The 13184-nt window shown below is 41.0% G+C and carries 12 protein-coding genes and 5 tRNA genes; 1 reads left to right on the top strand and 16 read right to left on the bottom strand.

The window, feature by feature from the left end; all coding sequences use genetic code 11:
- From KH364_RS09220 to hcp, 16 genes are all read right to left on the bottom strand, one after another.
- The coding region (locus tag KH364_RS09220; protein ID WP_227041794.1) for a GTP-binding protein at window positions 1-105 on the bottom strand (105 nt) is incomplete at its 3' end.
- 312 nt (window positions 106-417) lie between these two features.
- Window positions 418-494: transfer RNA gene (locus tag KH364_RS09215), tRNA-Met, on the bottom strand.
- A gap of 5 nt (window positions 495-499) precedes the next feature.
- Window positions 500-575 (bottom strand) — tRNA-Thr (locus KH364_RS09210).
- Window positions 576-607: 32 nt separating this feature from the next.
- Window positions 608-683 (bottom strand) — tRNA-Met (locus KH364_RS09205).
- 5 nt (window positions 684-688) lie between these two features.
- Window positions 689-773 (bottom strand) — tRNA-Tyr (locus KH364_RS09200).
- A gap of 10 nt (window positions 774-783) precedes the next feature.
- Window positions 784-859, bottom strand: a tRNA-Thr gene (locus KH364_RS09195).
- A 311-nt stretch (window positions 860-1170) separates the two neighbouring features.
- Window positions 1171-1635, bottom strand: a complete 465-nt coding sequence (gene brxF / locus KH364_RS09190; protein WP_273299400.1) for a BREX-3 system P-loop-containing protein BrxF — start codon at window positions 1633-1635, stop codon at window positions 1171-1173.
- A gap of 28 nt (window positions 1636-1663) precedes the next feature.
- Window positions 1664-3079 (bottom strand): hypothetical protein, encoded by a 1416-nt coding sequence (locus KH364_RS09185; RefSeq protein ID WP_273299399.1) that lies wholly within the window; start codon window positions 3077-3079, stop codon window positions 1664-1666.
- Window positions 3076-3729 (bottom strand): hydrogenase nickel incorporation protein HypB, encoded by a 654-nt coding sequence (hypB, locus tag KH364_RS09180; protein WP_105081601.1) that lies wholly within the window; start codon window positions 3727-3729, stop codon window positions 3076-3078. The genes KH364_RS09185 and hypB overlap by 4 nt, the downstream gene beginning before the upstream one ends.
- Before the next feature lie 15 nt (window positions 3730-3744).
- Window positions 3745-4086, bottom strand: coding sequence for a hydrogenase maturation nickel metallochaperone HypA (hypA, locus tag KH364_RS09175; protein WP_005385455.1), 342 nt, complete (start codon window positions 4084-4086; stop codon window positions 3745-3747).
- A complete protein-coding gene (locus tag KH364_RS09170; RefSeq protein WP_060924355.1) occupies window positions 4079-4906 on the bottom strand; it encodes a bifunctional 5,10-methylenetetrahydrofolate dehydrogenase/5,10-methenyltetrahydrofolate cyclohydrolase in 828 nt (275 codons plus the stop codon). The genes hypA and KH364_RS09170 overlap by 8 nt, the downstream gene beginning before the upstream one ends.
- Before the next feature lie 118 nt (window positions 4907-5024).
- Window positions 5025-6992, bottom strand: a complete 1968-nt coding sequence (locus KH364_RS09165; protein ID WP_273299401.1) for a penicillin-binding transpeptidase domain-containing protein — start codon at window positions 6990-6992, stop codon at window positions 5025-5027.
- Complete coding sequence (locus KH364_RS09160; protein ID WP_273299398.1) at window positions 6992-8410, bottom strand: CCA tRNA nucleotidyltransferase; 1419 nt, start codon at window positions 8408-8410, stop codon at window positions 6992-6994. The genes KH364_RS09165 and KH364_RS09160 overlap by 1 nt, the downstream gene beginning before the upstream one ends.
- 68 nt (window positions 8411-8478) lie before the next feature.
- Window positions 8479-9351: an L-serine ammonia-lyase, iron-sulfur-dependent, subunit alpha gene (gene sdaAA / locus KH364_RS09155; RefSeq protein WP_273299397.1), complete on the bottom strand. Its 873-nt coding sequence runs from the start codon at window positions 9349-9351 to the stop codon at window positions 8479-8481.
- A gap of 11 nt (window positions 9352-9362) precedes the next feature.
- On the bottom strand, window positions 9363-10025 hold the full coding sequence (gene sdaAB / locus KH364_RS09150) for an L-serine ammonia-lyase, iron-sulfur-dependent subunit beta (protein ID WP_273299396.1): 663 nt from the start codon (window positions 10023-10025) through the stop codon (window positions 9363-9365).
- 439 nt (window positions 10026-10464) lie between these two features.
- Window positions 10465-12030: a hydroxylamine reductase gene (hcp, locus tag KH364_RS09145; RefSeq protein ID WP_009352266.1), complete on the bottom strand. Its 1566-nt coding sequence runs from the start codon at window positions 12028-12030 to the stop codon at window positions 10465-10467.
- Between the two features lie 272 nt (window positions 12031-12302).
- Between hcp and KH364_RS09140 the strand changes: the two genes are divergently transcribed.
- A complete protein-coding gene (locus KH364_RS09140) occupies window positions 12303-13028 on the top strand; it encodes a Crp/Fnr family transcriptional regulator (RefSeq protein ID WP_009352426.1) in 726 nt (241 codons plus the stop codon).
- Window positions 13029-13184: the final 156 nt, after the last annotated feature.

The following is a 13184-nucleotide window of genomic DNA, read 5'->3' as shown; positions in this document are numbered from 1 at the left end:
TACTTTTGTGATTGCAGCAGTCAAAGTAGTTTTACCATGGTCAACGTGACCGATTGTACCGATGTTAACATGCGGTTTCGTACGTTCAAATTTTTCTTTTGCCATTAGGATTGTATCCTCCTTCACAAAAACAAATTACATTCTAGTATTAATATAATATATTAACCCTAATTTATCAATGGAATATAACATTCCCCTACAAATTATTATACCATATATACAAAAGCACAAAAAAGTCGACAGATACGAGTCACTCCTATCTATCGACTTTATTTTATAACGTCACATCTCTTACTTTATAATCTTAATCTTTCTTAGTATTTTTCTTAGTAATAAAGATTAAATATTATAGTATTACTATTATAGCCTTAATATTATGGGTAGAAATAAAAAAATCCTCACCAACGTGAGGTTTAATGGTGGCGGCACACGGACTTGAACCGCGGACACACCGGGTATGAACCGATTGCTCTAGCCAACTGAGCTATGCCGCCATGTATGGAGCTAGTGACCGGGATTGAACCGGTGACCTTATCCTTACCAAGGATACGCTCTGCCGACTGAGCTACACCAGCACAATGAACGATCATTTCACTGTGAATATTTGTGGTTGCGGGGACAGGACTTGAACCTGCGACCTTCGGGTTATGAGCCCGACGAGCTACCAACTGCTCCACCCCGCTATAGATGGTGGAGGGAGAAGGATTCGAACCTTCGAAGTCGAAGACGGCAGATTTACAGTCTGCTCCCTTTGGCCGCTCGGGAATCCCTCCATAAATAAAATGGAGCTGGCGATAGGAATTGAACCCACAACCTGCTGATTACAAGTCAGCTGCTCTACCTATTGAGCTACGCCAGCATCATTACGACAAGATGAATTGTATCATCTGCCACACTAAGTGTCAAGAACTTTTTAAAAACTTTTTTGAAGCTTTTTTTCGTTCACTGCGGTATCCCTTAGTGCTTAATCATAATAACATGAAACGATACCCTATGCAAGTATTTTGTCAAAAAAAATTTACATTTCATAAAACCCACATAAAATACCTTAGTTTCAAGCTTTTATGGAGTAGTTATTAAAAAAGCAACCAAAAAAGGAGATAGTAATCTATCTCCTCTTTATACATTTATAGTTTTCCCTATATTTTACCAATATGTTCAATTTTGTAGTTAGTCGATTACAACAACATGATCTGGATGTGCAATAGTAACTACAGCATGTTTTGGATCATTGTTATGTTCTAAGTACAACTGATCTCCTTCAAGGTGACCACGCCAGCCAACGACAATAGGATACTTCTTACTAATAGTTTTTAGTAATTCAAATGGTTCTAAATTTAAGATTGGCGCAAAGAATACATTAATGCCATCGAGCAATACTACTTCAGTATCACTACGGCTAAGAGCACGACAAATAACTTCTTCTGCTAATTGAGGACGTTCATCACGAGGCACAAGTAGGAATTCTTCTTCGATAAGCTGTTTAGCTTCCAAGTATTTCCAACCCTTTTGCTCGGACAATTCACGAATTAGCAAACTTTTACCAGAACCTGGACCACCAACGATAAACAATATACGTTCATCATCGTTTTGAATTTTTTCCCAACGTTCTTTTACATCTTGTACAGTAACCATATCCTTTGCCTCCTCGCTGCGACCTGTCCTACTTAACCGGACGGTCAGATAACATAACGGATTTGATATATTGGTTTTTTTCATCTAGGGCAAACTGTAAATAAGAATTGCTTGCCGCTGGATTTTTATATTCATATACAGTAGACGTGCCCGAATTCGTTGTAGATTCAACGATACGAGTTGGCATACCGTACACAAAGAGCAATAAATACTTAGTATCGCCCATCGCAATACCGCGACGTGTTGGCGTGTAAATATTTAATAGTACACGATTGATGAGGTTCTTTTTATCTACACTTACGCCGTATTCATTATAGCCAATGAACGCAGAGCCGAAGAGCATGCCCTGATGTTTCCAGTCATTATTAGAATCGTTGATGAAGTGATCATTTAGCTGTAAGCCACGCAATACGAAGTCATCAGCAGTCAATTTGCCCGCTTCGAAATCATATACCGGTGCTTTTGGTAAACCAAATCTAGGCCATACTTGACCACTAATCATATCAACAGCCTCTATATTGCTTTGTTTAATGGTAAAAGCAATATATTCCTTTTGTTGACCAAGCATAGATTGTTGCTGGCTATTACTATTTGTATTCTCTACAGGACTCTTAAAATCCTTTTTTTGTGGCCATGAATTTTCAGAATGACCTTCATAAAGGAAAATATATGTCTCATTTTTTTGATCACGCCACATCGCATTAGGACTGCCATAAGCAAATACCAATTCCATACGCGTGCTACCAGGGCCAATATCACGTACAGTATTGACGCCTTTTTTCGTACTATGAATATTAGTAATAGTATTTGGTTCAAAGAAATACGTCGCCCCTTGACCACGCAATGGATCATTTACCAAGCGCTCTACAGAAGGACCTGTATATACAGTCACGGCAAGATCTTTCATATGATAGGTAGTAAAGTTATCTCGTACTTCTGTCTTGTCTACATCTTTAGGCACGACAAATTTGTCGCCCAAGCGGTAGGTAGCAATAGCATAATCATCTTCAGAACCTAAGGATGGCAAATCATTAGCGGTATAGGACTTACCAATATCTGCTAAATTATTTTGAGTAATGCTCGGCAACGGCCCTTCATTTTCACTAGCCGCTTGCCAGAACTGTATAGAGTCACCAAATTCAGTAACTGCCATTTGTTCGGCCAACCAACCTGTTTTGGTGCGCTCATTTTTAGTCGTTGCTTCAGGTTTAACCACTTTTATGGGTGCATTATCAAGATAGGCTAAGCTATCGGCTTCGCCAGATGCCTCTCCGCTACCTTGACCAATTGCAGCATCTTGTGCCGCCTCGTTCGTTTCATCAGTGCTTTCTACTGCAAAAGGGTTAACTGTAGAAATTGCAGGCTCCTCTGCATAGCCGATAGTAGTAGCAGATAAACCTACAAGGAGGGCCGCTACAATACGACTCTTCATAGAATAGTTCATCGATTAGTCTCCAATTGTGCACGCAACCATGTCAGCCAAGGTTCAAGACCATTATGGGCCGTGCAACTTACTTCAAATATCTCTCCATTAGGATTTAAATTACGAATATCTTGTATGGCCTGTTCCTTTTTGAAAGGCACATACGGCAACAAATCAATCTTATTAATGAGGATGGCCTTAGACTCTTTAAAGATTAATGGATATTTAAGGGGTTTATCTTCCCCTTCAGTAACAGATAAAACTGTTACCTTCATACTTTCACCAATCTCAAATTCTGCAGGACATACTAAATTGCCTACATTTTCGATAATGATCATATCAAGATCATCAAGATTTAGATCACCTAAGGCATCTTGAATCATCTGTGCATCGAGATGACAACCACCAACAGTATTAATCTGGATAACAGGCACGCCTAAGGCATGAATTCGTTCTGCATCCTTAGCGGTAAACAAATCACCTTCAATAACAGCCAAACGATAATCCTTTTTTAAATCTTGTAAGGTAGCCTCTAAAAGAGATGTCTTGCCAGCCCCTGGAGAACCTAACAAGTTAAATACAAATATATTTTTTTCCTTAAACAACTGTTGTAAGGACGTTGCAATGGCATCATTTTTTGCCAGTACATTGGTTTTAACTTGAACTTGCATGTCCTAACCTTTCTATCAATCGATATCCATGGAGGTCACTTGTAGTTCGCGGCCACCAATGGTTTGTACGAAATGACTGTCACAATAGGGACAGATAAACTTATAATTTTCTACAGGAAATGTTTTATCACAATCCAAGCACTTTCCTTCAATAGGAATCGTATTAATTTCTATACGCGAACCTTCTGCTGCAGTCCCCTTTGTAACGGCTTCCCAGCAAAATAGGAGAGAATCTGGCTCTACTCCACTCATAAGGCCCAAATCGAGTTGAACGGAATGAATCACAGATGCATCGTGTTGGCGCAATGTATCGAGGGCTACATCAAGTATACCTTCTGCTATAGACATCTCATGCATGGTATGCCTCATATACAGCTTCAAGCATCATAGTAGTCGTTACAGAGCCTACACCACCAGGCACTGGAGTAATTGCAGACGCAATATCTTTTACCGCTTCATAATCAACATCGCCTACCGTCTTACCTTCTAGTTCATTAATGCCTACATCGATAACAACAGCACCTGGCTTAATCATATCTGCTGTAATCATATGAGCACGACCCGCTGCAGCAATAACGATATCGCCACGTTTTACTTGTTCTGCCAAATCAGGGGTTCTGGAATGGCACATTGTAACCGTACCATGTGCACCAAGTGTCATAAGAGCTACCGGCTTACCAATCACTTGGCTACGACCGATTACTACCACATGTTTACCCTCTACAGGAATATCATAGTGGTTTAAAATCGCCATGCACGCCTTGGCAGTACAAGGGGCAAAGCCACCTTTACCGGCAGTTACAAGACCAATATTATACGTAGTTAGACCATCGATATCTTTTTTAGGATCTAGCATATCGATAAGAGCCTCTGTATCAATGTGTTTAGGCATCGGCATTAACGGTAAAATCCCATGAACAGCCGCATCATTATTTAATTCTTGCAATGCTGTAACTACTTCATCCTGTGTAGCCGTTTCAGGTAATTGTTTTAACACAAAGCCATAGCCAAAGTTCTTGGCTGTCTTTTCCATAAATGTAGCGTACATATGAGCACCGTGGTCTTCACCAACGAGTAATACTGCCATAGTAATTACAGAGTCGCCAACTGCTGCAACTTTTTCTTGTAAAATCGCCTTGTGAGCGTCTGCTACTGCTTTACCGCGTAATTCGATCATAAGTATCTCCATTCATTCAAACTATCTATAAAATAAGGTGCCTCCGGAGAGGCACCTAAGTCTCTTATTCTATTATATAACGAACTGTCTATAATTTCTAATTATGACCGAATTCGTTTTATCTACGGAAATGAACAGTAATTGCTGTACCAGCCTGAACAGTTGTACCGCTACTTTCATCTTGAGATGTAGCCGTACCAGTTCCATCCGGTTTAAAGGCAAGTCCCGCCTTATGTAACCAATCACGCACTTCACCATAGGTAAAACCAGTAAAGTTAGGCAATGTAACAGAACCATCACTTCCCGGTTTTGGTTCAGGTAATGTATTAGCAGCTTTAACAGCTACTGGTGTACTTTCTTTAACATACGGACTCATTTGGTAATACCGTACAAGTTGAGATACGATGTCCTTAAATACAGGGGCTGCAATTTGACTACCATAAAAAGAACCCTTTTGTGGGTCATCAATAACGACAAGAACTACAAATTTTGGATCCTCTACAGGGCCAAAGCCAATAAAGGACGCAATGTATTGTCCGTCGAGATAACCGCCATGTTTGGTATCTAGTTTTTGCGCCGTACCAGTTTTACCGCCGAAGTGATAACCTTCTACCATCGCTTTTGTACCGCCACCTTCGGATACTTCTTTTTCTAGAATATCTACAATGGTTTTAGCGGTTTCCGCCGGAACTGGTTGTCCCACAACAGATGTTTCAGTCGTACTTGTAACATCGCCTTGAGAGTTACTATAAGACTTGATGATATGTGGTTTCATCATAGCCCCACCATTAGAAAGTGCACCAAAGGCGCGAACCATTTGTAATGGTGTAACCGCAATACCTTGACCGATGGACATAGTCGCAACGTCTAGCTTACTCATATCCTCTGGATTATACAAAATACCTGCTCCTTCACCAGGCAATTCAATACCTGTTTCAGAACCAAAGCCATAATCACGTACATATTTCGAGAGAATATCTGCGCCTGTTAATGTACCAATTTCAGCCATACCAGTATTAATAGAGTACTTCAAAATATCTAGCAAACGAACAGGACCATATCCCTCACCATTCCAGTTTCTAATGATATGTCCATTGGCAGCGAAGGCCCCTTTATCGTTATACACAGTGTCTAACTTCCATTTGCCTGCTGCAAGAGCTGCAGATGCAATGATAGGTTTGAATGTAGAACCTGGTTCATATAAATTGGTAACCGCAATATTTTTAAAAGCCTCTTCGCCACTTTGGTTGTAATTATTAGGATCATAACTTGGACGATTGGCCATCGCTAATATTTCACCGGTCTTTGGATCCATAACGATAACGCTCGCATGCTTAGCTCCTGTATCAACCATCGCCTTATCAAGAGCGCGTTCTGCAATAAATTGAATTGTTGCATCGATGGTTAAGGTTACGCTTTTACCCTTATCTGGTAAAAATTTAGATAGTACGGAACCAAAGATGGCATTCCCTTTATTATCAGTAGCTACAATTTCTTGTTGTACGCCCCCCTTTAATTCGTCATCAAGAACCATTTCTAGACCATCAAGACCTTTATCATCAGTGCCGACAAAGCCTAATACTTGTGCCGCTAAGACACCATTTGGATAATAGCGCTTAGATTCTTCAACGAAATTGAGGCCTGCAATATTGTTATCCTTAATAACTTGTTGTACCGCTTTTGATTTGTCTGCATCCATCATACGATTCAACCAGACAAAGGCGGTATCCTCTTGCAAAGCTTTCACAATATTCTCTTTTGACATCGTTACGTACGGTGAGATGAGATCCGCAATCTCTTGAGGAGACTGTTTAATCATCTTCGGATCCGCATATAAAGATTTTGTAACTACACTCATGGCCAACGGCTTGCCATTACGGTCATAGATTGTACCGCGCGGCGATTGTAATTTTCTATCTACTTGAACTTGTAATAAGTTTTTCTTCTCTAGGTCAAAGGTATCAAAGACCTGTAACTGTGCTAAACGCCCAATAAGGACGAAGGCAACGGTCATGAGTATGGCAAGGCACCACGTAGTGCGACTCCAATCACTCATGCGTAATAACGCTTTATTTAATAACTTCATCATTTCTCCACTGGACGGCGTAACTTATGGTCTAATGCATCATATAATGCATCTGGTTCATTGGGAATCACTCCATTTTGTACTTGACCTAATAAATACTGCAATCCTTCCCCCACTTTTTCCCCTGCAAGCTTAATAACTCGTTCGTCATAATTTAAATCCTTTGTATGGATAGGCATCTCTAAACTAAGATCTGCCATACATTCACCAAAGGCTAAGGTACCATCAGTCGCTGCATAAGGCTTCCCACAGCCTAACACATCGGCAGCACAAACCTTAGATAATTGTTCCCATGCAATTCGCATAATTTGACTATCGCGAAACTCACCGCTGCGAGCCTCTTTACGGATCCACTTCTTCTCATTAGCTTCCCCATTTTGTACAAAATAGTGAAAGCGCATATGATTTTTTACAATCCAAGCTACACGGCGCACAAAAGCCTTAGGGTAACCTAAACGAGTAAGCAAGGTTTCTGTCATTTCAGCACCTAATGTATCATGGCCACGATCCGTTAAACGTCCGTTAATAACAGCTCGTACCGCCGGCATACCCTTTGCTACATCGTGTAACAGTGCACCCCAACGCAATATCAAATCTGGTTCTGTATGAGATACAACGGCTAATGTATGATACCAACCATCAAATTCGTGAAAGTCTTTTTCTTGTGGTAAATTCACAAGATGGTATAGCTCTGGTAAAATAGGTACTTCACGAGCGACACCATTTTCTACAACGCGACAAGAGCACTCGGCCAAGCGAGATTGTACTAATACATCAAGGCCCTTAGCCACAGCAGGCTCTAACAGGAGTCGGTCCAGTTCACTACGAACTCTCTCGAGAGATAACCCAGGCACACGATGAAATGCCTTTGGCATAGCTTCTAATAAGTCTTCGGTAGGTAAGAAATCTAGCTTTGCCACAAAGCGGCATGCTCTAAATAATCGCAATGCGTCTTCTTCAAAGCGTTGCTGTGCATTGCCAATGGTTCGCAAAGTCTTATGCTTGATATCTCGACGTCCCCCTACTAGGTCTATGACCTCACCAAAACGATTCATAGCCATGCCATTGACCGTAAAGTCGCGACGCAACACGTCTTCCTCCAAGGTATCGGCATAAGCGATTTCTTCTGGTCGATGACTATCTGCTCCATATCGTTCAGTGCGATACGTTGCAATTTCATATTGCTTTCCTTCTAGTGTAGCTACTACTACACCAAAGGATTTTCCTACTAAGTCTGTCGTTTGAATATCTTGACCGCGTAGGACTTCAATTACCGTATCAGGGCGTGCAGACGTCACAATATCAAAGTCATGAGGCTTTTGATGCATCAAAATATCACGCACTGCTCCGCCAATGATATAGGCTTCATAACCTGCTTCTTCTAATACAGTCAATATTCGATTGGCCTGTTCCATCATGCACACTCCTTTCCGAACTAGTCTAACTTTTATTTTACTACAAATGAAAGCATGAAAAAAGTGCAATCCTATAAGGATTGCACTCGTTCTGCAATAGCTGTACCCGTCGGTGTTACCGCAAGGCCGCCATCACTTGTTTCACGCAATGCTGCTGGCATAGCGCGACCGATATTATTCATTGCTTCAATAACTTCATCTGGTGGAATTTGACTTTCAATATTCATCAAAGCCAATTCAGATGCAGTAATGGCATGAACTGCATAGAAACCATTACGTTTAACGCACGGTACCTCTACAAGCCCTGCTACTGGATCACAGGCAAGGCCCAATAAGTTTTTCATGCACAATGCGATAGCATGTCCTACTTGACGAGGCGTACCGCCCATCATTTCTACAATGGCACCGGCAGCCATACAAGCGGCCGTACCAATTTCTGCTTGGCAACCACCAACGGCGCCAGCCACACAAGCGCGATTCGCCACTACATTACCAATGCCGGAAGCAGCTAAGAAACCTTTCACTACAGTAGATTTATCTAGTTGATAGTGATCAGCCACGGCTTTCACAGCACCAGGCATAACACCACAAGACCCCGCTGTTGGACAGGCAACGATGCGAAACATTTTGGCATTTGCCTCGTTTACAGCAATAGCATAGGTCATCGCCTTGTACGCAATTTCACTCATAAAACGTGGAGATTGACCGTCAAGCTGTGCCGCCTGACCACCGGACATACCAGACGCCGTTTTATCAGTATATGAAATACCATCTTGGATAGACATTTCAAAAATATCTAAGCGATGCTCAATTTCTCGTATAACCGCCTCTTCATTGCGGTCATAATTTTCTAATTCATAACGCAGCACTACATCGCCAAAGGAAATGTTATTTTCCTCAGCTAGGCGAATAATATCTGCAATTGTATCATATGCATAGCTCATTATTCACCCTCCTATAACGCTTCAAAGGTCATGACGTCTTGAATGCCTGGACACTCGCGCATAAACTGAACTGTAATTGGATTTACCACCGTATCGGTAGTAATGACCATGACTGCATCCTTGTGCTTACCCTTACGGAATACACGCATCGTTGCAATATTAATATCGGACTCACTCAAGGCTTGGCTGATAAGAGAAATCGCACCAGGGCGATCCTCGTGGAATACGACGAGCGTGAACTCATCACCGGTGATAGACATATCATTACCATCCACTTCGGTAATCATAATTTGACCACCACCGAGAGATCGACCGATAACAGTCATATGACGATTATGGTCATCATACATATCAAAACGAACTACATTAGGATGACCAACATCTAAAGGAGACTCGATGAAAGTATACTCCATCCCCTCTTTTCGGGCTAAATCATGAGCGATGCGAATATTTGTATCATCCTCTTTATAACCTAACAAACCGCCTACCAAAGCACGATCTGTACCATGACCTTTATAGGTCTTCGCAAAAGAACCATATAACGTTAAATCTACCTTTTTAGGAGTGGATCGGAAAATACACCGCGCCATCTTACCTAGCCGCGCAGCACCCGCTGTATGCGAACTAGACGGACCAATCATAACAGGCCCTATAATATCAAAAATACTATTCATACACGCCTCTATATACACATAAATAATGTGAGAAAATTCTTACTTTACCTATAGTATAACAATCAACATTGACCAATGTCTATATGCACATTAGGGGCATCTTTGTGCGCCTACGAGGGACTACTATTTATGTGAAAAACTATCAAAGGGGCAGTATATTGATGGGACTTATGTTCTACAAATGTTTTACTAACGGACACCACCTATTGAGGGCCGACTTACGCGTCGTATGGAGGCGTGAGATAGGTTGTGCCCATTTATAACCTAGTTGTCGTATTAATATCGAGCCCCATCAATATACAAATGCTCGAAAGATGGCTTTCACAAAAATAGTAAAAAACGCACCTAAGGCGAACCCTAGGTGCGTTATTTATAACAACAGTCCTAAATCATAAAAGAGAGGGGAAGTAGGACTGTGGTTAACAGATTAATGATCCGATTAGCCCAAGATAGCTTTCAAGTCAGCTTCTGGAGTTGTAATTGGATGCAATTGGAATTTCTCTACCAAAATGTTCAATACATTGTTGGAGAAGAATTTAGGCAAGGATGGGCCGATATAGATGTTGCGGATACCCAATGCCAACAATGTTAACAAGATACATACCGCTTTTTGTTCGTACCAGGACAATACCAATGTTAATGGCAAGTCGTTTACGTCACATTCAAAGGCACCAGCCAAAGCTACTGCTACTTGAATAGCGGAGTAAGCATCGTTACATTGACCCATATCAAGGATACGAGGGATACCACCGATTTCGCCGATGTTAAGGTCGTTGAAACGGAATTTACCACAAGCCAATGTCAATACTACTGTATCTTCTGGAGTTTGTTTTACGAAGTCTGTGTAGTAGTTACGGCCTACTTTAGCACCGTCACAACCACCTACTAAGAAGAAGTGTTTGATTGCGCCAGCTTTTACAGCGTCGATTACTGTATCAGCAATGCCCAATACTGTGCCATGACCGAAACCAGTAGTTACTTCATGACCACCGTTAATACCAGTGAATTCTTGAGCTTCTTTGTAGCCGCCCAATTCGATAGCACGGTTGATAACTGCGGAGAAGTCTTTTGTACCATCTGCATTTTCTTCGATGTGTGCACAACCGTCGAAACCTACCATATCTGTAGTGAAGATATTTTCTCTGTAGTTTTCTTTTGGTGGCATAATGCAGTTTGTAGTGAACAAGAATGCGCCAGGAACGTCAACGAATTCTTTTTGTTGGTTTTGCCATGCAGTACCGAAGTTACCTTTTAATTGAGGATGTTTTTTCAATTCAGGGTAAGAGTGGCAAGGCAACATTTCACCATGAGTATAGATATTTACACCTTTACCATCAGTTTGGATCAACAATTGTTTCAAGTCGTGAAGGTCATGACCAGTTACAACGATGAAAGGACCTGGTTCTACAGTCAAAGGTACTGTAGTTGGTACTGGTGTACCGTAAGATTCTGTATTAGCTTTGTCAAGAACAGCCATACATTTCAAGTTAACTTCACCGAATTCCATCAAAAGACCAAGCCATTCTTCAGCGCTGTGATCTTTCGCCATTTCAACTAGACCTTTAACGAACCAAGCGTCAACGTCAGCATCGTGGAAACCAAGGCGAGCAGCATGCCATGCGTATGCAGCCATACCACGCATACCTAACAATAATGTGGAACGAAGGGATACGATATCTTCTTCACCTTTCCACAATTGTTCCCAATCAAAGTTTTGTTGAGTGCTGTCCACTTGTGCATGGTAAGCGTTTACTTCGTCGATGAACGCTTGAACGCGGTCTTCAGAGAAGTTAACGTTTGTTACACACATGAATAAACCACGCATTAAATAATCGATACCTTCTTTAGTGTGGCCTTTTACGTCTAAAGCGCGAGCCAAGCCAACCAAAGCAGCAGTTAATTCGTCTTGTAAGTTTGCAACCGGTGCAGTTTTACCACATACACCTTGTACTGTACAACCAGCTGGTGCTGCAGATTGTTCGCATTGATAACAGAACATGCTCATTTAAAATCCTCCTTTGCGAGACTTCCTCGCATTCAAGCTAGATAATATAAAACCTATACATTACACTGATGTTTTATCAGTTCTCTGTTCGATTACATTTGAAAGTATAACGTAAAGGTGATACAATTTCTGTAGCTTGAGCAACAAATAAAAACTTTTTCAAAAATTTTTCCTGGCTCCCCTTGTGGAACAGGTAGACCATTTGGTCCTATACTTCTATTATACAATAATCATTTTTAATTGCTATAGACTTTGTCACATCGGAGGTACTTATGAAGCAAATACTTTCTGAAGATATTATCAATCAATATATGCCTACCCTCGTAAATTGCCCGCTATTCAACAAACTTGGAGAAAATGAATTGCGTGGCTATTTACACAATGCTAAAGTAATTGTTCATAGCTACAAGAAAAATGACTTCATCGCCCTCTCGGGTGATCCAATGGATGGCATTGGCGTTATTTTAGAAGGCAGTGCTCTTTTAACTCGAGAAAATATAATGGGCCAACGTGTTATCATGGCCAATCTAGAGCAATCCGATATATTCGGCGAAGCATTACTATTCAGTAAGCAACCTTTATGGCCTGCTACGATTAAAGCAACAAAGGCTACAAAAATTATGTTCATACCACTTGAAACGTTCATCGAAACATTGCCAGAATGCCATCAATGTCAAACGACAATCTTATCTAATCTATTAGAAGACTTATCGGAAAAAGCAATTCTCTTAACGAGAAAAGTACATTATCTTACATTAAAAGGGATGCGTGAGAAGATTTTCGCATACTTAACAGATATTTATAAACGCCAACACTCTAAAACAATCCAATTGCCGCACAACCGTGAGCAAATGGCCGAGGTGCTCAACGTATCTCGCACAGCGCTTAGCCGTGAACTAGGCCGTTTACGTGATGAAGGCATTATCGACATTACAGGTCGTACCGTAAAACTACTAAATATTGAAGAAATTGAAGAATTTGGTTTTAATAGCTTTTAGTACCATCTAATCAGTTCTACAAAACACAAAAGGTCTCCCTAAATCTTAGGGAGACCTTTTTAGGGTTATAGGACAAAAAGTGTGTGTGACTAATCCCAATAAGTTGGAAAATCTGTAGACATATGTAGCTCATTCCAAACAGGAGCATCACCCCAT

Origin of the sequence: Veillonella sp. oral taxon 158 (assembly GCF_018376515.1) — a bacterium.
Classification (GTDB): domain Bacteria; phylum Bacillota; class Negativicutes; order Veillonellales; family Veillonellaceae; genus Veillonella; species Veillonella rogosae.
This window is presented reverse-complemented; position numbering and strand designations above follow the sequence as displayed.